This window comes from Photobacterium swingsii (assembly GCF_024346715.1).
Classification (GTDB): Bacteria; Pseudomonadota; Gammaproteobacteria; order Enterobacterales; family Vibrionaceae; genus Photobacterium; species Photobacterium swingsii.
Map to the genome: position 1 here is coordinate 1217050 of NZ_AP024853.1, position 23309 is coordinate 1240358.

General features: G+C 43.8%; 17 protein-coding genes and 1 tRNA gene. 9 read left to right on the top strand and 9 right to left on the bottom strand.

All coding sequences use genetic code 11. From position 1 onward, the window contains the following. Positions 1–42: 42 nt before the first annotated feature. Together tssJ and tagH are read right to left on the bottom strand one after the other, a co-directional pair. Positions 43–510 carry a type VI secretion system lipoprotein TssJ gene (tssJ, locus tag OCU77_RS22675; protein WP_048897406.1) on the bottom strand — a complete coding sequence of 156 codons (468 nt, stop codon included), beginning with the start codon at positions 508–510 and terminating at the stop codon, positions 43–45. Between the two features lie 2 nt (positions 511–512). Beyond that, a complete protein-coding gene (gene tagH / locus OCU77_RS22680) occupies positions 513–1907 on the bottom strand; it encodes a type VI secretion system-associated FHA domain protein TagH (protein ID WP_048897405.1) in 1395 nt (464 codons plus the stop codon). 261 nt (positions 1908–2168) lie between these two features. On the opposite strand from tagH, the gene OCU77_RS22685 reads away from it, so the two are divergent. Further along, positions 2169–4235 (top strand): serine/threonine-protein kinase, encoded by a 2067-nt coding sequence (locus OCU77_RS22685; RefSeq protein ID WP_048897404.1) that lies wholly within the window; start codon positions 2169–2171, stop codon positions 4233–4235. Positions 4236–4356: 121 nt separating this feature from the next. Here the strand turns inward: OCU77_RS22685 and OCU77_RS22690 are convergent, their stop codons facing one another. Both OCU77_RS22690 and phhA read right to left on the bottom strand, forming a co-directional pair. Next, positions 4357–4701 carry a 4a-hydroxytetrahydrobiopterin dehydratase gene (locus OCU77_RS22690; protein WP_048897403.1) on the bottom strand — a complete coding sequence of 115 codons (345 nt, stop codon included), beginning with the start codon at positions 4699–4701 and terminating at the stop codon, positions 4357–4359. A gap of 69 nt (positions 4702–4770) precedes the next feature. Beyond that, the gene (phhA, locus tag OCU77_RS22695) at positions 4771–5607 is read right to left on the bottom strand and encodes a phenylalanine 4-monooxygenase (protein WP_048897402.1); all 837 of its coding nucleotides are present in this window, start codon (positions 5605–5607) and stop codon (positions 4771–4773) included. 401 nt (positions 5608–6008) lie between these two features. Here phhA and OCU77_RS22700 point away from each other — a divergent pair, with 401 nt between their 5' ends. The 8 genes from OCU77_RS22700 (at position 6009) to OCU77_RS22735 (ending at position 16641) form a co-directional block, all read left to right on the top strand. Further along, positions 6009–7139 (top strand): homogentisate 1,2-dioxygenase, encoded by a 1131-nt coding sequence (locus OCU77_RS22700; RefSeq protein WP_048897401.1) that lies wholly within the window; start codon positions 6009–6011, stop codon positions 7137–7139. Positions 7140–7200: 61 nt separating this feature from the next. Then, positions 7201–8238 carry a fumarylacetoacetate hydrolase family protein gene (locus tag OCU77_RS22705; RefSeq protein WP_048897400.1) on the top strand — a complete coding sequence of 346 codons (1038 nt, stop codon included), beginning with the start codon at positions 7201–7203 and terminating at the stop codon, positions 8236–8238. Positions 8239–8270: 32 nt separating this feature from the next. Continuing rightward, positions 8271–8906: a maleylacetoacetate isomerase gene (gene maiA / locus OCU77_RS22710; RefSeq protein ID WP_107302561.1), complete on the top strand. Its 636-nt coding sequence runs from the start codon at positions 8271–8273 to the stop codon at positions 8904–8906. Positions 8907–8908: 2 nt separating this feature from the next. Continuing rightward, complete coding sequence (locus OCU77_RS22715; protein ID WP_048897399.1) at positions 8909–10987, top strand: acetoacetate--CoA ligase; 2079 nt, start codon at positions 8909–8911, stop codon at positions 10985–10987. A 173-nt stretch (positions 10988–11160) separates the two neighbouring features. After that, entirely contained in the window at positions 11161–12531 is a 1371-nt protein-coding gene (locus OCU77_RS22720) for an L-serine ammonia-lyase (RefSeq protein ID WP_048897398.1), read from the top strand. 136 nt (positions 12532–12667) lie between these two features. Further along, positions 12668–13648, top strand: coding sequence for a CobW family GTP-binding protein (locus tag OCU77_RS22725; RefSeq protein WP_107302560.1), 981 nt, complete (start codon positions 12668–12670; stop codon positions 13646–13648). Between the two features lie 264 nt (positions 13649–13912). Further along, on the top strand, positions 13913–15298 hold the full coding sequence (locus tag OCU77_RS22730; protein ID WP_107302559.1) for a TldD/PmbA family protein: 1386 nt from the start codon (positions 13913–13915) through the stop codon (positions 15296–15298). Next, the gene (locus OCU77_RS22735) at positions 15298–16641 is read left to right on the top strand and encodes a TldD/PmbA family protein (RefSeq protein WP_048897397.1); all 1344 of its coding nucleotides are present in this window, start codon (positions 15298–15300) and stop codon (positions 16639–16641) included. Before OCU77_RS22730 ends, OCU77_RS22735 begins: the two co-directional genes overlap by 1 nt. A 131-nt stretch (positions 16642–16772) precedes the next feature. Here OCU77_RS22735 and OCU77_RS22740 read toward each other — a convergent pair whose 3' ends face one another. The 5 genes from OCU77_RS22740 to OCU77_RS22760 form a co-directional block, all read right to left on the bottom strand. Beyond that, positions 16773–17021 (bottom strand): hypothetical protein, encoded by a 249-nt coding sequence (locus OCU77_RS22740; protein WP_048897396.1) that lies wholly within the window; start codon positions 17019–17021, stop codon positions 16773–16775. 293 nt (positions 17022–17314) lie between these two features. Further along, a complete protein-coding gene (gene fusA, locus OCU77_RS22745; protein WP_048897395.1) occupies positions 17315–19408 on the bottom strand; it encodes an elongation factor G in 2094 nt (697 codons plus the stop codon). Positions 19409–19778: 370 nt separating this feature from the next. Next, positions 19779–19869 (bottom strand) — tRNA-Ser (locus OCU77_RS22750). A 108-nt stretch (positions 19870–19977) separates the two neighbouring features. Next, complete coding sequence (locus OCU77_RS22755; protein ID WP_048897394.1) at positions 19978–20424, bottom strand: acyl-CoA thioesterase; 447 nt, start codon at positions 20422–20424, stop codon at positions 19978–19980. 207 nt (positions 20425–20631) lie between these two features. Then, on the bottom strand, positions 20632–23169 hold the full coding sequence (locus OCU77_RS22760; RefSeq protein ID WP_107302558.1) for an FG-GAP repeat domain-containing protein: 2538 nt from the start codon (positions 23167–23169) through the stop codon (positions 20632–20634). Positions 23170–23309 lie beyond the last annotated feature (140 nt).

The following is a 23309-nucleotide window of genomic DNA, read 5'->3' on the forward strand; positions in this document are numbered from 1 at the left end:
AAAACCCAATATGAGTTTACTGGGTTCAGTTCTCAGATTTTATTACGGCTTCTCTATATGTATTGATAATTTATCTATGATCAGCTTATAGGTATTGTATCCTTTATGATCAATTTCAATCACTTCACGCCATTTAGAGTTTTCTAAATCCCTATAAGCAACAACAATACCTACATATCGGCTACCAGGTGCCATTTTAATATCATAAGAAAAAGACTCGCCAGGTGATAAAGAAAGTGTATCTTTAGAAACCAAATCTGGGCCAAAAATATTATCTGCTTCATCATATATCATGAAGAAATCTTGATTTTCAAATATTGTTTTCGATTGCAACTCATAAACTTTAACAACAACAGGAGAGGCTCGACCATTTAAATCAGGATTAACTTTATTGCTTACGTTAAACTTTAATGTCGCGTAAGGATCAACAACAAGATTAGCGACACTACAGCCATTTAATGAAACTGCCATCAATATAGAAAAGACAAAAATTTTAATAGTGTTAAGCATGATTACTTTTCTCCTATTCCCTTCAAGCTAGCTTCATAATGCTTTACAAAGTCATCCAAATAAAACGGCTGCTCTTGGCGCAAATCATCTTCTAGTTCATAAAACAATGATTCATAACGCTGCCAACTATTCGCTCTATGCTTAGAACCAAACCAACTTGCTAACAACCCTTCATGGCTTTCTATACTGTTGATTTTATTAGGTTCTAAAGCAGACATAACCCCTTTTACAGCACCTTTCGTCCCATAAACCATAGCCTTCTCATGCAGATCAATATCAGCAAAGGCTTCCTGGATCGCCCGAGGAGCTGATAAGAAACTTGGTGATTTCCTATGGTATAAATTGTGAATTGCATCTTCAAAATTGGCTGAAAACTTTAAGGGATTATTCTCTTGGCGCTTAAATGATGTATGCATTAAACGATTCGTTTGTTTGAAGTCTGCACGCTTTTGTAGCGTAGACATAAGCCCAGTCAATAGTAAGCACATACTTTCACCCATTTCGAACCACCACTTTTCATCCATCTCTGGGTGAATTTGATGCCCTTTTACCTTCATACCCTCTATAAAAGCTTGTAAGAGTTTCGCTTCATCTCCCTTAACCGCGAGGTTCAGTGTCTCAACGGGTGACACCTTTGACTGACTAGGTTGAGAAACCACCGATACATTCACCTCTTTCCTTATCGCTTGTTTTTTAGCGTCTTCAACAGTGGCTGCTTCAGCGTATTTATGTTTCACTTCAACGCCTTGTTGCTCGATTTCATCGAAAATCGGTGACGACGAAGGCGATTTCTGAGGGGGCGTTTCTACAGCGGCACCCTCGTTAAATAGCACACTCCAATCTTCAGGAATACTGTCATTAAACTGCATGAGATCGATATTTTCATTACTAGGCGATGTAAAATTATCATTCACATCTCCTATATAAACCTCATTGTTAACATCTGAAATTGTTGTTTCTTTTTCTATAGGTTCATTCATTAAATCTTTCGATGAAATGCCGTAATCATCCGTATTACTCTTGTCAATTTCCATCTGGCATTCACTAGGCACAGGTTCATTTACATTTAATTTTTGAACTTCAATTTCATAATCACTCAGAGAGAAAACGTCTCCCAACGATAACTGATGATGGTTATTTTTACCTAATGGCTCAACACCACGATTAATAAACAAACCATTTGTTGATAAGTCTTTTATTACTAAACTACCCTCTTTTTTTTCAATCACAGCATGTCGACTTGAAATAACTCGCTCAGGGTCGGGTAGGATCCAATCACATAACTCAGAACGACCGATATAGATAGCGGTATTTTCTTTAATGCTATCTAGAGGCTTAATGGCATCTAATTGAGAGGTATAGCGGTGATAGCTAATAATTGAAAGTTGAAAATCCATAATAAACCCATACCCTTAAGTTTATCAACTTAAAGATTAATAACAGAACACGAAGAGTATTTAATTATGTATATTAGTAGTATCCCATCAATATCTTTCGCTTTCTATTGTAAATAATTGAGAGTCAACTTTTATTTTTAATTTTATCAGTTACATTGATTTCAATTTCAGCTCGGAGTTATAACAAATAAAGAGAAAATAGTGATTGCACTCCTATCCCCTAAATATATTATCGTCACCAATCAGAATTGGAGACATCTCATGGTAAAAAAAACAAAATCAAATAAAGTGCAGCCCCAAGAAAAGCCATCCCATGAGACAATAAATAATGATAATTTAAACAATAAAACAATTGTGAGAAGTCAGCATGAACCTAAAACATGCAAAAAAGTTCCAGATGAAATCACATCAAATAGTCATGAATCTGATTTAATTAATACCGTAATAAAAGGTCGCTATCGCATCGAATCTCGCATTGGCCATGGCGGTATGTGTAATGTTTATCGTGCAACCGATCTCTTGCTTGAGGCAGCAGGGGTAAGCAATCCTTTTGTTGCAATAAAAGCGTTACAAAATGAATTTGTTAATCAACCAGATGCCGCAAAAGTATTAATTCATGAAGCACAAACCACTCAGAAATTAAGTCATCCTAATATCATTCGCGTATACGACTTCGGCATCGATAAAAAAACTTACTATATTGTGATGGAATACCTTGATGGTGAAACACTGGATGTTGTCATCCAACGTTCCCGCCCCCATGGTTTACCTTATCAACGTGCTATTTCGTTACTCGATCAAATGATGTCAGCACTCAGTTATGCACATAAAAATGGTGTTGTTCACGCCGATCTCAAACCAAGTAACATCATGCTGACACGTGATGGCGATATTAAGGTTTTTGACTTTGGAATCGCAAAAAAAACGGCCTTTAACCACGATCAATATGCTGCAACTCAGCAAGAAGACGATGTTGAATTTGGTGGCTATACACCTAACTACGCCTCGGTTGAGCTCTTAAACGGCAATCCACCCAGTATCAAAGATGACATCTTTGCACTCAGCTGTATTTGCTATGAACTTTGTTCAAGTAAGCACCCTTATCACCGTAAACCAGCAGATGTTGCATTAAAGGAAAGTATTCAGCCTTCCCGCCCTAAACATTTAAGTCCATCTAAGTGGCATACTATTCAACAAGGCTTAGCTTTAGATGCTGACAAGCGGCTTGATAATATTGAATTGATCAAAAAGCAGCTTCATAAACAACATAAGCCTGTCGCAGTGATGGCTACCGCGATTCTAGGCTTAAGCACTGTACTCGGTTATGTATTCTACCAACAGAAAGAAACGATATCAGATTTAAGCTCGACCATAGGCCAACTCCAGGCCAGCATTCAGAATCAAAAACAGCTAACACACTTGAGGCCAAAAGAAATAGTCGAGCAACTCCCTGAGCTCACAAAGCAGCATCCAATCATAGCTCAAGGTCTACTGCGCGATAAACAAAAGGCAATTTTGGCATTGTATGAGCATAAGATTGATCAGATTTTTAATGCACGCACTAACCATTATCCCAATTACTACGCTATTGAGGCTGAGCTGGCACAAGCGCATGCACTCTACCCTGATTCACATGCCTTAAATATTTTGAGTACTGACATTTCAACCAGCTGGCAATCGACACTTGATGTCATCACAAACCGGATCAACATAGCGCTAGAAAAAGGACACTACACAGAAACTGAAGAAGCTAACATTTACCAATTACTGACTCAGTTGCAAACATTACGTCATGACGCAATATTCATGCCGACATCACTAGCGGAAGAAACGTTCGCGACACAGTTTAGTCAGGCAATGAAAATGCATGATGTCCAAAGTTTAGAGGATTTGATCAAAGTTGCTGATACCTTCTTTGCTTACCGAGAAGAAACACAAGAACAAATCCAGCAAGCTAAATTACTTAAACAAGCCATAACACATCTAGATATGTACAGGACAGCAAAAGAGCAAGGGCTACCCGCTCCTTTCCCTTATGAATCAGCAGAGCTTTTATATGCACCTAAATTTGCAACATTCAAGCAGCAGCTAAGTAAAATCAGATCTGAGTCAAAGCTTGATGCTCTTTTAAAACAAGTTGATAAAGTCGCATCAGAACTGCCTGCCGATTTCTCATCATTAATTAGTTTACGGCTAGCAAGTGCAAATCAATACTTAGATTTTTCTGAAAAGTGGCAGCAAAAACGTAAACAGCGTGCTGCTCGCGATGCGATGAAAAAAGCGACACATCAGTTTAATTTAGTTGAAAAGGCGCGCTCAAATTCCTGATTAATAGACCAGTCAAAAGGCTGGTCTATTAAATGCAACAGCAGTGAGAGCCAGCCGCCGCATGAGTAGTTCTTGATCACGTCAGACTGTAAACTGGTTGCCTAACACCAACAAGTGACGATTACCCCTCTACACATTGATCTGTTTTCGCTGCACAAATGAAATCATTACGATGCAAACCTTTGATAGAGTGACTCCACCAGCAAACAGTCACCTTTCCCCACTCTAGCGTTATTGTGGGGTGATGAAACTCGGCCTCTGCAATTTCAGCAACTTGATTACTGAACGCCCAAGCTAATCTGAAGTTTTTAAACCGGTATTCACGCTCTAACTGCAAAATCCCGTCACGATCCATCACTTTCCAATCAGGAATATTCACTCTCAGTTTTGCTATTTCGGCATCATCGACAGGCTGAGCATCCACCTGACACGCTTCACATTTCAATTGATGTAGTTTAGACGTCATGAAAACATTCCTTGTGTAAATACATACTGGGTTCTAGCTAATTTCATAAGTATAGAAACGCCTTGTAGATTAGGCTGATTTCAAATGCGGGTCTTGTTTCTCTGAGGGTAGCTTAGGTGGGTAAAGTGGCGAATGTAGTCCAAGCTGTTTGGCTTGATGAACCATGGCCATAATATCTTGCTGTGCAAGATCATACAGTTGCGAAATAGAAGACAATTTGAAATATATAGGCTGCATAATATCGATTCGATAAGGTGTTCGCATTACCTCAATAGGATCAAAGGCGCTTATCTGCGCTTTCTCTGTTGTCGCATCACTTGCCATTGCATATTTCGTCTCTGCCGGAGAAGATAAGATCCCTCCACCATAGATCCGTAGCCCTTGCGGTGCTTGCAATAAACCAAACTCCACTGTAAACCAATATAATCGCGCTAAATAAACCCGATCTTGACTCGATGCCGCAGCGCCAAGTTGACCATAGGTATGTGTAAAAGCCGCAAACGCAGGATTAGTTAACATGGCACAATGCCCAAAGATTTCATGGAAAAAGTCAGGTTCTTGCAAATAATCGAACTCTTCCCGACGCCGTAGAAAAGTCGCAACAGGAAACTGCTTATTGGCAAGCATGGTAAAAAAACGGTCAAAATTAATCAGCGCAGGCACTTCAACACATTGCCAGCCCGTCGTTGCAAGCAAGACTTGGTTAATATCATGCAACTGAGGCACACAAGCTTGTGGAAGATCAAGCAAAGCCAACCCCGCGCAGTACTCATCACACGCTCGCCCTTGTATGCAGCGAAGTTGACGAGTAATCAAATCATGCCAGATCCGATTTTCATCATCACTCCAATGAATCACACCCTTGGCATCAGGTTGCTTAGAAACATACTGAGTTAAACTTCCCATAAAATACCTTTTTGAACATAGTGCGGCACATATTCGCACTGGCTAATATGCATTTATTATTATTTCTATAAGTAAAGGGTAGGAAGTTTCAGCGCAGTTAGAAAAGCCAGAATTAAGAAAGCCAATGCACAGCATGTAACATTTTATTTACAATCTTCTTTTTATCAATGAAAACTGTTTTACTCAAACATTTTGCCTTGTTAAGCCTGTAAATGACGTCCAATCGACTCGCGTTCCCAAACAAAAGGCACCCTCCTGTAAATCTATTCGCACAACAAGCCGCCCTATATGCCTTTCAATACAGTTCATAACCCCACGTAGACACGCTTGCTAACCTTGCCTGTTTGCAGACTCTCAACCAAAGTTAAGACAGGCATTCAAATATTTGTGAGGATCACGGAATGCGCCAATGGTTCCAATTTCCCATCGTTGAAGGCGATGCGTCACACCAAGCACACTGCGATTTACCGCCAGAAACGTATGAACGTGAATGCGGTAAAGAAGGGTTCTTTGGCCCAGCCAGCCACATGTATCACAAGCACCCACCTACGGGCTGGATCGAATGGGAGGGCGAATTACGCCCACGAGCAATAGACACCAATAAGATCGCCGTTGAAAGTCAGACACCGTGGGATGCTGCATTACTGCTCTATAACGAACAACTAAAAATGCGCATATGGCGAACCCAAACGCACATGGATCACTTAGTACGTAATGGTGATGGTGATGAGGTGCTATTTATTCATCAAGGCAGCGGGCATTTATATTGTGATTATGGTCACTTACCCTTTAGAGACGGTGATTACATCGTACTGCCCAGAGCCACCAGCTGGCGAATAGAAGTCAATGAGCCCGTCGCGATGCTGATGATTGAAGCCAGTAACAGTGGCTATCAAATGGCTGAGCGAGGATTAGTGGGGCAACACGCGATTTATGATCCTGCAATGCTGGAGTATGCGCGGATTGATGACGCATTTTTAGCGCAACAAAACAGTCACCAGCAGTGGCAAGTCAAGCTCAAGGCACGCCAAGGCTTAAATACTATCACCTACCCATTTAATCCATTGGATGCCCAAGGCTGGAAAGGGAATCTAACCGCGTTCAAACTTAATTGGCGTGACATTAGGCCATTGATGAGCCACCGCTATCACTTACCCCCCTCTGCACATACCACTTTTGTTGCCAATGGATTTGTGATTTGTACCTTTGTCCCTCGCCCCATAGAGAGCGACCCTCACGCCTTAAAGGTGCCGTTTTTTCATAATAATGATGATTACGACGAAGTGCTTTTCTACCACAAAGGTAACTTTTTCAGCCGAGACAATATCGAAGCTGGGATGATCACACACCATCCTTGCGGCTTTTCACATGGCCCTCACCCCAAGGCTTTAAAAGCAAGCGTCGAACACCCCAAAACACAAACCGATGAAGTCGCTGTCATGATAGATGCGCGGTTTCCGCTCGATGTCGCCGAGTTGCCGCAAGGTGCTGAAAACAAGGACTACGTCCACTCATGGCAGCAACAAGGTTAACGGCCTCTCATCAACCGTTTTCGCTACCATTTACAATGTAAACCGATACGAGGAACTTATTGTGAAATTAGCCTCTCTCAAGCAAGGTCGTGATGGTCAACTTATCGTCGTATCCCGCGATTTAACCCGTGCCATACATGCACATGATATTGCACCAACTCTACAATTTGCACTCGATAATTGGCCCCATGTTGAAGCTGATTTAGCCCATTTATATCGCAACCTGAATAATGGCGATGCAGCGGACAGCTTTGCATTTAACCCCGAACGCTGCGCCTCTCCATTACCACGTGCGTATCAGTGGGCCGATGGCAGCGCGTATGTCAATCATGTCGAGTTAGTGCGCCAAGCCCGAGGAGCAGCCATGCCTGAAAGCTTTTGGACTGATCCTTTAATGTACCAAGGCATGTCTGACCGATTCTTAGGACCAACCGATGACATAGAAGCGGCAGACGAAGCATGGGGGATCGATTTTGAAGGCGAGATAGCGATAGTGACCGACGATGTTCCTATGGGGCTGCGGACTGAAGAAGCCCACGACCATATTCGGCTATTGATGCTGGTAAATGATGTCTCGCTAAGAAACTTAATCCCTAATGAACTGGCGAAAAGTTTTGGTTTTTTTCAGTCCAAACCCGCCTCTAGCTTCTCCCCTGTGGCTGTCACCCCTGACGAACTTGGAGAAGCATGGCACGACTACAAACTTCACCACCGCTTGCACGTACATCTTAATGGTCAATTATTCGGTCAGCCGCATGCTGGTACTGACATGACATTCAACTTTGCCGAACTACTCCAACACATAGCAAAAACGCGTCATGTGAGTGCTGGTTCTATTATCGGTTCGGGCACGGTTTCGAATAAAGACCGCTCACAAGGCTCATGTTGTATTGCAGAAAAACGGATGTTGGAAACCCTAGAACACGGTGAAGCACAAACCGACTTTATGCACTTTGGCGACACGGTGCGTATCGAGATGTTCAACGAGGCGAACGAATCCATTTTTGGCGCCATTGAGCAACGTGTTGTTCGTTATCAGCACACCTATCTTGATGAAGACTTAAACCATCACGCAGTGCATTCATCCACCAAACGTTAAACCGTATTACTCGATTATCAGTGGGAAGATTGATGAAACTCTATGATTACTACCGATCGTCAGCGTCTTATCGGGTACGTATCGCACTTCACCTCAAGGGGCTGAGTTATGAGACTGTGCCTATCTCTTTGATTGATGGCGAACACCAAGGCGATGATTATCGCCATACCAATCCGAATCAACGCGTACCGAGCCTAGAAAATGAACATGGGCCATTAGGGCAATCCCTTGCGATCATTGAGTACCTTGACGAAATCTATCCAGTCCCCAAACTGCTCCCCAATAACCCTTGGCAAAAAGCCCAGTGTCGCTCACTCGCAATGCTTATTGCTTGCGATATTCATCCATTAAACAACTTACAAGTGCTCAACTACCTCAATACCGAATTAGGGGTTCGCCAAAACGAAAAAATGGTGTGGTATCACTATTGGCTCAACCGCGGTTTAACGGCATTTGAACACCTATTGATGCAACGCACGACGCCAACGAATTTTTGTTGTGGTGATCAACCGACCCTTGCCGATCTATGCCTGATCCCGCAAATTTACAACGCGCGACGATTCAATTTTGATTTAGATCCCTTTCCACTCATTAACGACATAGATAGCACTTGCCAATTGTTACCCGCTTTTCAGCTGGCTCATCCTGACCACCTAGATAAGGAGTAGTTATGGCGGCATCAGATGCAAAAACACCAAAAGACGAGGGCGTAATAAGCTGGCAACCAAGCAAAGCGCGAATACAAACTAGCTTGCTGTATCAATTCATGGTGGATGTCAGTCGCCGTCAAAACAGGCTCTTTCACGACTATCATCAACTCCATCACTGGTCTGTGGCTGACAGTGAACAATTTTGGGCAACCGTCTGGGATTTTTGCAATGTGGTAAGTGCTGATCTTGAGATCGATATTGAAACAAATACTGATGGCACTGAAGCAAAACTGCATTTACCCATCAGTCAGTGTGATCCCTCTTCCTCCATGCCAGCAAAAGACACCATCTGGTTTCCCAATGCTCGCCTTAATTTTGCCGAGAACTTATTACAAGGTTGGCAGCAACAACCACAGGAAGACGCGGTTGTCTTTTATTGTGAAGATAACGATGCATTAACGCAGCGGGTAAGTTGGCAACAGCTATACCAACACACCGCCTTATTGGCTCAATATCTTACAGAGCAAGGTGTCCAACAAGGTGATGTCGTCGCTGGCTATATGCCCAATATTCCTCAAACCGTGATTGCCATGCTCGCCACTGCCTCACTTGGCGCGATTTGGACCTCAACCTCCCCCGACTTTGGGGTCGAGAGCGTGGTCGAACGATTTGGTCAAACCAAACCAAAAGTCTTATTGGCTGCCGATAGTTATCGTTACAGTGGAAAAGAACACAGCTGTATCAAGCCGATTCAGCAATGTCTCGCACAGCTACCCAGTGTTGAACTGCTTATTATCATCCCCTACCTTTCCACCGAGATGCCAGTAGTAACACCACCCACTATCACGCTAATGTCTTGGGCACAGATCATTCAACAAGGCACTGAAGCCACCCCGTACCAGCTTGAATTTACTCCTGTGCCTTTCAACCACCCTTTGTATATTTTGTATTCCTCAGGGACCACAGGTAAGCCCAAGTGCATTGTTCATAGCTGTGGTGGTACCTTGTTAAATCACCTCAAAGAACACCAACTTCATTGCAATATAAAGCCGCTTGATCGCCTTTTTTATTTCACTACATGTGGCTGGATGATGTGGAACTGGTTGGTAACTGGATTAGCCTCTAACGCCACGATTATTCTGTATGACGGGTCGCCCTTTTACCCTAATGGCAACAGGCTTTGGCAACTGGTTGACGACGAGAACATCAGCTTATTTGGCACCTCGGCGAAATATTTGGAAGCCTTAGAGAAGCAAGGTTATCAACCTCGCCACCAGTATGACTTATCCTCGTTACAGACCCTATGCTCAACAGGCTCGGGGCTTGCGCCTGAACAATTTGATTTCGTCTATAGCGCTATCAAACCCGACCTACAACTGGCATCAATTTCAGGCGGGACCGACATTTGTGGCTGCTTTGTGATTGGCAACCCGCTCACCCCTGTTTACCGCGGAGAATGCCAAGGTGCCGCACTCGGTATGGCCGTCGAAGTTTTTGATGGCAATGGCGATGGCGTTCTAAATCAGCAAGGAGAATTAGTGTGCACCAATAGTTTCCCCAATCAACCCATTGGCTTTTGGGATGATCCAACAGGTGAGCGTTATCATCATGCTTACTGGGATACCTACCCAAATGTATGGCATCACGGTGATTTCGTGTGCCAACATACTCACTCGCAGGGCGGGTTTACCTTTTTTGGCCGCTCAGATGCCGTGCTTAACCCCGGAGGTGTCCGCATTGGCACCGCAGAAATTTACCGCCAAGTGAACCCGCTAGCTGAAATCGTTGACTCTATCGTGATTGGCCAACAATGGGGTAATGATGTTCGGGTGGTACTCTTTGTTCAGCTACAAGCAGATCAGGTACTAGATGATGCCCTCAGGCAAACAATTAATGCGAGGCTCCGTCAACATTGTTCACCCCGTCATATACCTGCTGTCATTCTTGCCGTTACCGATATTCCCCGCACCAAATCCGGTAAGTTAGTCGAACTGGCCGTCAAAGAGGTAGTTGAAAACAGAAAAGTTAATAACCTTGGGGCGTTGGCAAATCCAGCAGCGCTGGCAGAATTTAGAGATCGACCAGAGTTAAGTAAATAACAATCAGATCAATAAAATACTGTAAAGGTCACAGAAGTCACTAGGCTTCTTTTGGTATGCCATAACAATCGCACTAAGCTTTAGGTGAGTTTATTGTTAATAAAGTGCCTATGCGCCTTTTGCATCCCCCAGCCTGTTAATCACAGACATAATAAAATATATGGAAAATCATTATGTTGTCTATTTTTGATATTTACAAAATTGGTGTTGGCCCATCCAGCTCACATACCAATGGCCCTATGATTGCGGGCTATCAATTCTGTCAAAAAATCCTGCCTTTACTTGAGAGCATTCACACAGTGCGGGTCGATCTTTATGGCTCATTATCCTTAACAGGTAAAGGGCACCATACTGACCGCGCAGTCTTTCTCGGTTTAATGGGCAATAGGCCCGATAACATTGATATTGAGGCAGCCAACAGTGAAATGGCTGCAGCAAAAAAGAACAATACCTTGCTGGTTTGTGCACAAAAGCGGGTACCTTTTGAGTTTGAAAACGACATTGTTTTTCATACCACGAACCTGCCTTTGCATGAAAACGGCATGACAATTACCGCCCTTGATGCTCAAGGCAAAACCATAAGCGAAGAAACCTATTACTCCATCGGAGGCGGCTTCATTGCGACAGCAGCTGAAATGTCTAGCCCCGCGTCAACCAATGAAGAATCGGTGGCATATCCCTTCAAAACGGCCGATGAGATGTTAAAAATGGCTGAACGTGATGGGCTCAGCTTAGGGGCGCTAGTCCAAGCCAACGAGATAGCATTTAATGATGCTAAAAGTCTCGATCAGCGTGCTGCTCAAATCTGGCAAATTATGTCAGACTGTATGCAACGTGGGTTCCAGCATGAAGGTATTCTCGAAGGTGGACTACACGTCACCCGCCGTGCACCAGCACTACTCAAACAACTCGAATCGAACCAGCACATAGATAATGACCCTATGACCATTCTTGATTGGGTTAATCTATTCGCTTTTGCGGTAAGTGAAGAAAATGCCGCGGGAGGCCAAGTAGTGACTTCTCCGACTAATGGCGCCGCTGGGGTGATCCCAGCCGTCCTGATGTACTACAACAAGTTCATCGCGCCATTAGACACCAAGCAAGTCAAAGACTTCCTTGCCGTATCTGCGGCAATTGGAATGCTCTACAAAACCAATGCGTCTATCTCTGGCGCTGAAGTGGGGTGTCAGGGCGAGGTAGGCGTTTCTTCATCGATGGCGGCAGCTGGGTTAACTGCGCTACGTGGGGGTAGTAACGAACAAATTTGTATGGCGGCTGAAATTGCGATGGAGCATTCACTCGGCATGACCTGTGATCCTATCGGAGGCTTAGTCCAGATCCCGTGTATAGAACGCAATGCGATGGGGGCAATGAAAGCGATCAACGCATCACGAATGGCCTTAAAACGTAACAGCAAATCCCTCATTTCGCTCGATAAAGTCATTGAGACCATGTATCAAACGGGTAAAGATATGAATAAGAAGTACCGCGAAACCTCTTTAGGTGGGTTAGCTGTGATTCACCTCGCACCACCTTGTGAATAATACGCACTGTTTTCGTCTCCTTTAGAAGGAAAGGCGCTGTCTTTCCTTTTTTTAGCCCTTCTAAGCTCGCACCATCCACACCCTGTTATTTTTGTTATACTATAACGTTTATTTTCTTTCATTCAGTACGGACCTTATGAAGCGCATTCCTACTAATATCATCACTGGCTTTTTAGGTGCCGGTAAAACAACCTCGATTCTCTCTTTACTTGCTCGCAAACCAGAAAATGAAAAGTGGGCAATTCTAATCAATGAATTCGGAAACATAGGTGTTGATGGCGCCATCTTGGATCAACAAGGCGCATTAGTACAAGAAGTACCAGGGGGCTGCATGTGTTGTGTAGCTGGTTTACCTATGTCAGTTGGCATCAATGCGCTCTTAGCAGAAAAACCTGATCGCTTGCTGCTTGAACCAACAGGCTTAGGCCACCCAAAAGAAATCATCAATAAACTGACCACCGAATCATTCGCCAATTACATCGACTTAAAAGCCACCATCACGCTGGTTGACCCTCGTCATTTATCCGATACCTTGTACACAGATAATGACAACTTCCAAGACCAAATTGGTCTCGCTGATGTATTAGTCGCTAACAAAGTTGATGAGTGTGTCGAATACGACCTTGTCGCTTTCGATACCTTTGCCCAAGCATGCCAACCTGCCAAAGCGGCGATTGGTAAAGTAGAACAAGGCCAACTTGCATTAGAGTGGCTAGAGCTGGATCGCATCGAACGCCCTGCCACACATAGCCACTACCATCATCATAGCGACAATGCAGTGCCACTGCCGGGGTTTGAACTTGCTCCAGGGCAAACCTATGTGCGTAAAGAGAATAACGGCCAAGGCTACCGAAGCTGTGGTTGGTTCTTTGCCGCTGACCAAGTCTTTGATTTTTCGCAAATGTTTAAACTGCTTTCAAACATTAACGCTATGCGTGTAAAAGCCGTTGTGAATACTGAGCGTGGTTGTTTTGTGTTTAATGCCGTGAATCAAGTAGTCTCAGTGAGTGAGTTATCATTGGATGGTTTCGAATCACGCGTTGAAGTGATAGATAAAGACCTTCTGCCGTGGGATGAGCTTGAAACTATCTTGCTATCAATTGTGCAAAAGTCATAATTGGGTTGTCATATAACTCAATACCAATTCGGATAAGCGCCGACTCTGATCCTTGCATAGCAAAACCAGCAGTTACTTAGCGAGATTGGTATAAGATACTTAGTTATCACTGAATCATATTCAAAAGTTAAGTCTATGATTGAAGAAAGAGCTTCTTTTTTACACGTGAAGATAAGCGCGTGCGAGAAGCTCATTCCCTATGCCACGAAGCCAAAGTAGCTTCGCAAGGGAGTACAATCGCATTTATTACAGCAAGGAGCACCTATGCTAAACCCTGCTATCGCCAAAGCGGTGATTGATCACGCGCTGTTTCTTGGCGCAGACTTCGCAGAATTGTTTGTTGAACACCATCAATCCAGCTCTGTTGAACTCATTTCCGGTAACGTAGATAAAATTAACTCAGGTATCGATTTTGGTATCGGTATTCGCCTGTTCTTTGGCCACAAAGTGCTTTATGGCTACACCAACAGTACCGAAGAGGATGAGCTTAAGCGCGTCACAGGGCTGCTTGCCGCCAAGGATAAACGCGAGCAAATTGCCCAAGCTGGCTCACTGAATCTAAACCGCTACACGAGCCAACATCACTGCCAACATCCACTGGCACAAGATGCCAACCTTGAAGGCAAAATTGCCTTTCTGCGTCAGGTGGATCATGCCGCTCGCCACGAAGATGACAAGATTTCACAATTTATTGGCCGCATTTTACAACGCGAACAACAAATTGAGATTTTTAACTCTAAAGGCCTACACATTGGCGATACACGTCACTACTCTCGCGTAGCAGCAACCGCAATTGCCCAGAACGGTCAAGAGCAATCTACAGGTTTTGAAGCACCGGGCGCACTAACGGGTTGGGAGTTCTTAGATACACTCAACGCCGAGCAGCTTGGTCAAGATGTCGCGAAACAAGCCATGGTTAAGCTGTATGCAGATCCTTGTCCATCAGGCGAAATGCCAGTGATCATAGGGAACGGCTTTGGCGGTGTTATCTTCCACGAAGCCTGCGGCCACTTACTTGAAACCACCTCTGTTGCCAAAAAGGCCTCTGTCTTCCACGATAAGATGGGCGAAATGATTGCTAACCCTGTGGTTAACGCCGTTGATGATGGCACCATGAGCAACGAATGGGGTTCCATTAACATCGATGATGAAGGTATGGAAACCCAACGCACTCAACTGATTAAAGACGGTAAGCTCACCAGCTTTATGGTCGATCACATGGGCTCATTAAAAACGGGGTATGCGCCAACAGGTTCAGGTCGCCGCGAGTCTTATAAATATGCCCCAACTTCACGTATGCGTAATACCTTCATCGAGGCGGGCGATAGCAGTCTGGATGACATGGTATCGAGTGTTGAACATGGGATTTATGCGCAGAAGATGGGAGGCGGCTCAGTACAGCCGGGAACTGGTGAGTTCAACTTCGCAGTACAAGAAGCCTACCTGATTGAAAACGGCAAAATCACGAAACCGTTGAAAACAGCAACCTTGATCAGTACAGGTCCTAAAGTGCTGCAAGAAATTAGCATGATAGGCCAAGACTTCGCTCTCGCTGCAGGTATGTGTGGCTCAGTCAGTGGTTCAGTACCAACCACTGTCGGACAAGCAGCACTAAAAGTGGATAACATTCTGGTTGGAGGGGGTAACTAATGGCTGATTCAAACGCACTACAACACGCCATCGAGCACGTACTAGAGCGGGTTCAAGCCGCTGGCGCTCAAGCCGATGTTATTGCTAACCGTAGCAATAACTTCTCACTCAAGGCTAACGCGGGCGAGCTAGACGAATACAAAGTCACCTCAAGCCAAGTGATTGGTGTTCGGGTAGTTAAAGATTCCCATGTTGCAACCAGCTATTCAGAGTCACTTGAACCTGCAAGTTTAGATGCCATGGTAGCGCAAGCGCTCACCAATGCTAAATTCACTCAAGCTGATGAGCACCAAACCATAAGTTGTGTCGGTAGCCAATTAACCACTGATGTCGCAGAAATTTATCAGCAAGATGATACAACCACTGATGAGAAAATCGCCCTAGCATTGGCGCTTGAAAGTGGTGTCGTCGCTAAGCCTCACGCTAAAAGCGCACCGTACAATGGCTTTGGCGAATCAGACAGCCAGATCATTTTGGCCAATACCCAAGGCAGCTTGTGTCAACACCAAGAGCGCTCAACCTATTGCTACGCCTATAGCCTGATTGAAAAAGATGGCCTACAAGCCATGCACGGTGGCATGTCTTCAGGTCGCCGTTTTGATCAACTCAACCCACAATACTGTATTGATCATGGCTATGAGACAGCCTTTGCCTTGTTAGAAGGTAAGCCTATCGCTACCAACAACTACAGTGTCATGTTTGAGCTAAGTTGTTTAAGCAGCTTGTTTGGCGCCTTTGGCATGTGTCTATCGGGTCAAGCGGCAATGAAAGGCATTAACCCATGGCGAGAAGCGCTGAACACTCAGGTTGCTAGCTCCCTGCTAACGGTGTCAGATATTGCGCTGGTTGAGGGTGGTTCGGCGATTAAAGCCTTTGACAGTGAAGGCTTCGCAACCAAAGATACAATTCTGATTGGTGAAGGTCAGCTGCAAAGTCTATTACACAATAGCCACACGGCAAGCTACTTTGGCATTGAAAATACCGCCAATGGTTCGCGCTCTGCCAAAGGTGGCCTTGGTGTTTCTAGTCGCCATACCGTTATCGCGACAGGTACAAGCTCGGATGCTGAAGTCTCGGCAGGTGAATACTTAGAACTTGTTGAACTGCAAGGGGTGCATTCAGGCGCTGACGCAGTCAGTGGTGATTTCTCATTTGGTGCGAGTGGTTTCCTATGCCGTGATGGACAACGAATCCAACCCGTCAGAGGAATTACGGTAGCAGGTAATTTCTACCAAATGTTGAAAGAGATCGATGCGGTGGGTAGTACACTGCAAAACGATTACGAACGTGATTTCTTCGCGCCTAAAATCCGTTTTGCACGTTTGAGTATTGCTGGTAATTAAACGCCTTTACTCCCCTAAATGGCAATAGCCATATAAAACAACGCCTCGCAATTTACTCTATTTTGCGGGGCGTTTTTGTATCAAAAATACAGCCTATCTCTCAGCCGCGTTAGTAATACGACTTTATAGCCTTAACCAATGGCAATGTCAGGATCAACTTCAAAATAACGATTAACGGCACACTCAGAAAACTCGCTATCTATAAAATCTAAGACAATATCTAATGACTCCGCCTGCCAAATACACTGACAGACCGCTTCATGGCGATCAAACATTGCAGTCATCACATGCATGCCTGAAGGAGGGTTGCGCAGCTTCTCTCCCGCCTTTTTTTGAAAAAGCTCAGGGTCTAAAATCTCATGCTCAACGGCAACAAACATTCCCAACTCCTCTCTCTTTTATTGCTAAGTATAGAAGAGATACACGGCAAAACGATCAAAGCCACTGCCTCAAGTTTGATTCGATCTCGCTGTCAAGGTAATAGAGAGCTAGCGCAGACATTAACCGCAATATTACGAACATCTATGAGATTGTAAGCCACTTTAGGTTTTCATCGCTGAATACATCCCTTTGCTCTTGCGGAGGGGGTGTCATTTCTTGAGGTACAGATAAAAAATAACCCCGACAGCTTTCACTATCGGGGTTATAAAGTTAATTAACGAAAGGTGCTAAATTATTTCTTAGCAGCTGCTTCGCGTTCTTTAACTTCAGCGATTACCGCTTCTGCTACGTTAGCAGGACATGGTGCGTAGTGTGCGAACTCCATAGAGAACTGACCACGACCAGATGTCATTGTACGTAGAGAACCGATGTAACCAAACATTTCTGATAGTGGAACGTCCGCTTTAATACGTACGCCAGTTGCACCAGCCATTTGGTCTTTGATCATACCACGACGACGGTTAAGGTCACCGATAACATCACCAACGTGATCTTCTGGAGTGAACACGTCAACGTGCATGATTGGCTCTAGAAGTTGAGCGCCAGCTTTAGGCATAGATTGGCGGAATGCGCCTTTCGCTGCGATTTCGAAAGCTACTGCAGATGAATCGACTGCGTGGAAACCACCGTCGAATAGTTCAACTTCAACGTCAAGAACTGGGAAGCCAGCTAGTACACCAGTATCCATCATGCCAGCAAAACCTTTTTCGATTGCAGGCCAGAATTCTTTAGGTACGTTACCACCAACAACAACAGAGCTGAACTTGAAGCCAGAACCAACTTCGCCAGGCTTGATACGGTAATCGATCTTACCGAATTGACCAGAACCACCAGACTGTTTCTTGTGCGTGTAGCTATCTTCAACAGGTTGAGTGATAGTTTCACGGTAAGCAACTTGTGGTTGACCAACGATTAGGTCTACGCCGTAAGTACGCTTAAGGATATCTACTTTGATATCTAGGTGAAGCTCACCCATACCTTTAAGGATGGTTTCGCCAGTTTCTTCGTCAGTTTCAACTTGGAAAGATGGATCTTCTGCAACCATTTTACCGATCGCGATACCCATTTTCTCAGAACCGCCTTTATCTTTAGGCGTAACAGCAATTGAGATTACTGGAACTGGGAAGATCATAGGCTCAAGCGTACACTCGTGCTTAACATCACATAGAGTGTGACCAGTTTGAACGTTCTTCATACCAACAACAGCGATGATGTCACCAGCTTGAGCTTCAGTTAGCTCGTTACGGTCATCAGCTTGCATCTCAACCATACGGCCGATACGCTCTGTTTTACCCGTAGCTGCGTTAAGGATAGTGTCACCCTTCTTCATGCGGCCAGAGTAGATACGGATGAATGTTAGGGCGCCGAAACGGTCGTCCATGATTTTGAACGCTAGAGCACGTAGTGGCTCATCAGCAGATACTGTCGCTACTTCACCAGTTGGTTCGCCAGTCTCTTTATCAGTAAGAGGTTGTGGGTCAACTTCAGTTGGAGCAGGTAGGTAATCTACAACAGCATCAAGGATAAGTTGCATACCTTTGTTTTTGTACGCAGAACCACAGTACGTTGGGAAGAACGCTAGGTTACGTGTACCTTTACGGATACAAGCCTTGATTTGTTCGATAGAAGGCTCTTCACCTTCCATGTAAGCTTCCATTAGATCGTCGTCTTGCTCAACAGCAGATTCGATCATTTCTTCACGGTAAGCTTCTACGTCATCAACCATATCCGCAGGGATTTCTTGGATTTCGTAGTTTTCAGGAAGACCTGTGTCATCCCAAACGTATGCTTTACGGCTTAGAACGTCTACAACACCAACGAAGTCATCTTCACGACCGATTGGTAGAGTCATAACAAGAGGAGTTGCACCTAGAACGCTCTTAACTTGGTCAACAACGTTAAAGAAGTCAGCACCCATACGGTCTAGTTTGTTTACGAAGATCAGACGAGCAACTTCTGATTCGTTCGCGTAACGCCAGTTAGTTTCTGACTGAGGTTCAACACCACCAGAACCACAGAATACACCAACACCGCCATCAAGTACTTTAAGTGAACGGTAAACTTCAACTGTGAAGTCAACGTGTCCTGGAGTATCGATAACGTTTAGGCGGTGACCATTCCAGAAACAGCTTACTGCTGCAGACTGGATAGTAATACCGCGCTCAGCTTCCTGTTCCATGAAGTCAGTAGTTGTTGAGCCATCGTGTGTGTCACCGATTTTGTGGATTTCACCGGTAAGCTTAAGGATACGCTCAGTAGTAGTAGTTTTACCCGCATCAACGTGCGCGAAAATACCAATGTTTCTGTATTTAGATAAATCTGTCATTGTTTTTCTCTATAAACAATTACTGTCACTATTCAAGGATGGGGAGTATAACACTTATTGTAATAAACGAAACATAGCTATAGCGTCAATTACAGGAATCGCTGCATATAGTATTGATTGTTTTGTTCACATCAGCATCAATTTACTCGCTCACCTAAAATAACCTGACAACATGCTGTAATAAAGGGGTGAGTATAGCTTGCTAAAATATAGCACTGTCTGAGTAATACTCACGCTTCCTCGCCCCTAAATTTATGCATCTACGCTATCAGGACGCCTAGTTAACCGTCTTCATCAGCCAAGTCATTCACTCAGCCCATAAACACGTGCTACATACGAAAAAACCCGCCTCAAGGCGGGTTTTAAAATGTGGCGGAGAGATAGGGATTTGAACCCTAGATACGCTACAAACGTATGCCGGTTTTCAAGACCGGTGCTTTCAACCACTCAGCCATCTCTCCGTAATTGCGGCGTATATTAGCGATGCATGAGCAAGCTGTAAACCCCCAGACGCTTTAAATGAGCATAAATTCAGCAAAAAATCATAAAAAAGTGCTATACCAGCCTTTCTATACTGGCATTGCATCAGTTTCCGCTTGAATTTCTTCGATTCGCGTACGTATTTCAGCAGAGATCGTGGCTTTCTTATTGGTTTTAAAGTTAAACATCACCACTTCTGCACTGCCTGTTGTCGTGATCTTCCCTAGCTTCTTACTATATACGCTGTACTCCATCGTAAAACGATCGTCTCCCATTTCACGAATTTTGGATCCTATATATAAAGTATCAGGGAAGGTCACAGGAATTTTATAGCTACACTGTGTTTCTTTCAGTACAGGGCCGATCCCTGTCTTTTGCAGGTCATCCATTAATGAGAGCTGTAAAAAGTAATCAATGCGGGCAGTTTCAAAATAGCGGAAATAAACCACATTATTCACATGATTAAGTGCATCCATCTCACCCCATGCAACGGGGATTTCAGTGATAACAGGGTAACCCTTTAGCATCGCTTCCATGTTTTGCTCCTCAATAAAGCTATAGATCTAAACACTTGTTTGAATAGAGTCTTAACACTAGAAGTGGATTAACATTTTTACAACAAAAGTGAATGGCAAAATTAGAATTATTGATAGCCGTCACACGCTAGCTTATTGAATGAGCAGAGACAAAAAAGCGGCAGAATAACTGCCGCTCACTTGTTTATAACGCGTATCTACACTCGATTAATGTGGGGTGTTGTGGTAAATACGCCCATAGACAGGTTTTGATGTTTCACTTTTATAGCCCAAGACCACTAAATCTTGATCACCATCTTTATCAAGGTCAGTACTATGAAAGTCATCCGTTGTTCCGAAATCAGAAGCACCAACCACTGTGTGTGATAAAGCATAAGTACCATTACCATTATTTAAATAGGCGGTAACTAAGCTATTAGCATCGAGTATTAATATATCTGGCTTACCATTCGTATTAATATCGGAAAAAACAGCGCGTTGACCTTTAATACCGAAGCTTGAACTAGACTGACTAAACGTAGCATCGCCTTCATTGAGGTATAAACGATTTCGGTTATCTTCATCTGTTACAAATACATCCAGCTTACCGTTATCATCTACATCCGCTAATACGACGGAAGTTGAAGACTCATTGTTATCGTCCCAGATAACTGTCGAACGCTCAAACATACCTTTACCATTGTTTAGGTAAATTAATCCTTTACTCCCAGTGCCCGATTCACCCACTACTATATCAATGCTCTTATCACCATTCATGTCACCAACGGCAAGTGCAATCGTAGGTCGGTTTGTTTTCGTAGCTAGGCGCTGGCCTGAATCCACAAACCGGCCGCCACCTTGATTGACAAATATTCGAGTTTGGTCGCCACTAACATTTTTATTCCCTGAAACCATGGCAACAATATCTAAATCACCATCATTGTCGATATCTGCTAATTTTATCGTTCTAATGGAGTAATCATCGCTTTGCGCCATCACTTCACTGTATTTAGTGAAATTCCCCAAGCCATCATTTTGATAATAATCAATCGTTCCACCTTGATCAGCGCTAAGAATGAAATCCAGATCACCGTCACCATTCACATCACCTACTGCGACTTGTCGATAAGTTGCAGGTAGAATTTCTTTCTTTACCGACTTATAGCTGCCGTCAGGTTGAGCGATTTCTACCTGATAGCCTCGATATCCCCCCATCACTAAATCAACTAAACCATCACCATTAATATCACCACTGCTAATCGAATTTGGAGCGACATAACTTGAGTCATAAATCTGGCTCTGCTCAACGAAATTACCCGTACCTAAGTCTGGGTTTCGTTTCAAATACAAAGCTTTGTTCAGGACATCGAGTGGTTTTACTTCAATAGTCTCTTTCGCAATCATGGTACCTTGAGAAGCTTTCACCATGTAGTCGCCAGCAATCAAGTTTAGCTTTAATGAACCAGCGCTTAGCTCTTTACCTGTAATGCCAACTAATTCATCGTTCAGATAAACCTTGGCACCACTGGCCGCTTGTTGCTGTTGATCGATAATATTAAAGTGCACCGTGCCTTTGATGTGGCCTGTAATGATACCTTCGCGCTTTAAGCTTAATTTACAACCCGAGCCTTGGTTAAGGTCGATATTGATCGCAGTTAAACACTGAGCATAAGGTGCTTTTTGATACCCATCCGCGGCTTCATCAATATGGTGAAATGCCAAGCTTACAGTTACTGCACTTTCACCTTGAGTTTCAAAAATATCACTCGCAACAAAGCCACCTTTGCTATCACTCACAACAGTAAGCACTTTTTCATGAATTAGCGCATCAGTACTGTTAGATGAAAGGCGAACAATCAGTGAAACTTTGCTTTCATCACCAACCTCAGCAACAATCTCTGGTGGCACATTGAAAGTAAACTCACCCAGATCTTTTAGCTCATCCAGTTTCACCGTGACATCAGCTTGTAGCGGGATCACGTCCATCTTGGCATCTGAGCCTTCAACGATATTGAGCTTGGTTTCATTCTCGTTCTTGCCAACCATCAGATCACCGTCATACAGCTTCAGATCCATGGTGTATTCGCCCGGCTGAACGTTCAGAACAATTTCTGACAAACCTGTTTCTTTGTTGATGTTGAAGATACGCTCTTTCTCATCGTTAATTTTCAAGCCAAACTGAGGCTCAACTAACGCCGCTAATTCTTCGGCGGTAAATGAGAACTTCAAGTTAGTAACGTAAGCGACAAAATCAAGATCAGTAATGGTTTCACCAAGGTTTGGCTTTAGCACAAACTCCAGTTCAGGCTGCGTATTATCAACAATTTCTTGGCCAAGGGACTCAGCTAAATATTGATGACCTTTACTGTCTTCAACGATAAGTAAAAAGTCGTAAGTACCCGGCTTTAAAGACAAGACACGGTGTGATTCAACACTTCCATCAGCGCGCTGCGTGACAGGCCAGTCATAGTCTGTATGCTCTGAAGGGGTAGCGCGATTGGTGATTCGCAATGTACCTTTATAAGAAATATCTTGTGCAGCTTTAGACACTGCCTTGACGGTGGATTTAGAATAATCATGTTGAAGGGAGTAACCACTGAACTCAGGTGGCTGGATCGTTTGTAAATAAGTCGCTGCAAATTGTGCTTTTACAACCGTTTGAGCTTCCTTTTTAGGCGCGACGTCCTCACTATCACTGTTACATCCCGCAACGTTTAAACCAACCAGAACGCTGACCAACCATGGCGCTATTTTTTTGTGATTCATTATTATATGTGTTCTCTATGTGTGAATAACTGAGCATATACCCATAAACTGGACGAATATTACATCCCAAAAGGAGTAATAACAAAATTGCACACATCAACAGACCAATATTTAATCATTTTAAATCAATAATTTAATAG

Bases quoted from the DNA above. Each gene is read 5' to 3' on its own strand.
- tssJ (WP_048897406.1), bottom strand. From the start codon at position 510: ATGCTTAACACTATTAAAATTTTTGTCTTTTCTATATTGATGGCAGTT.
- tagH (WP_048897405.1), bottom strand. From the start codon at position 1,907: ATGGATTTTCAACTTTCAATTATTAGCTATCACCGCTATACCTCTCAA.
- OCU77_RS22685 (WP_048897404.1), top strand. From the start codon at position 2,169: ATGGTAAAAAAAACAAAATCAAATAAAGTGCAGCCCCAAGAAAAGCCA.
- OCU77_RS22690 (WP_048897403.1), bottom strand. From the start codon at position 4,701: ATGACGTCTAAACTACATCAATTGAAATGTGAAGCGTGTCAGGTGGAT.
- phhA (WP_048897402.1), bottom strand. From the start codon at position 5,607: ATGGGAAGTTTAACTCAGTATGTTTCTAAGCAACCTGATGCCAAGGGT.
- OCU77_RS22700 (WP_048897401.1), top strand. From the start codon at position 6,009: ATGCGCCAATGGTTCCAATTTCCCATCGTTGAAGGCGATGCGTCACAC.
- maiA (WP_107302561.1), top strand. From the start codon at position 8,271: ATGAAACTCTATGATTACTACCGATCGTCAGCGTCTTATCGGGTACGT.
- OCU77_RS22715 (WP_048897399.1), top strand. From the start codon at position 8,909: ATGGCGGCATCAGATGCAAAAACACCAAAAGACGAGGGCGTAATAAGC.
- OCU77_RS22720 (WP_048897398.1), top strand. From the start codon at position 11,161: ATGTTGTCTATTTTTGATATTTACAAAATTGGTGTTGGCCCATCCAGC.
- OCU77_RS22725 (WP_107302560.1), top strand. From the start codon at position 12,668: ATGAAGCGCATTCCTACTAATATCATCACTGGCTTTTTAGGTGCCGGT.
- OCU77_RS22730 (WP_107302559.1), top strand. From the start codon at position 13,913: ATGCTAAACCCTGCTATCGCCAAAGCGGTGATTGATCACGCGCTGTTT.
- OCU77_RS22735 (WP_048897397.1), top strand. From the start codon at position 15,298: ATGGCTGATTCAAACGCACTACAACACGCCATCGAGCACGTACTAGAG.
- OCU77_RS22740 (WP_048897396.1), bottom strand. From the start codon at position 17,021: ATGTTTGTTGCCGTTGAGCATGAGATTTTAGACCCTGAGCTTTTTCAA.
- fusA (WP_048897395.1), bottom strand. From the start codon at position 19,408: ATGACAGATTTATCTAAATACAGAAACATTGGTATTTTCGCGCACGTT.
- OCU77_RS22755 (WP_048897394.1), bottom strand. From the start codon at position 20,424: ATGGAAGCGATGCTAAAGGGTTACCCTGTTATCACTGAAATCCCCGTT.
- OCU77_RS22760 (WP_107302558.1), bottom strand. From the start codon at position 23,169: ATGAATCACAAAAAAATAGCGCCATGGTTGGTCAGCGTTCTGGTTGGT.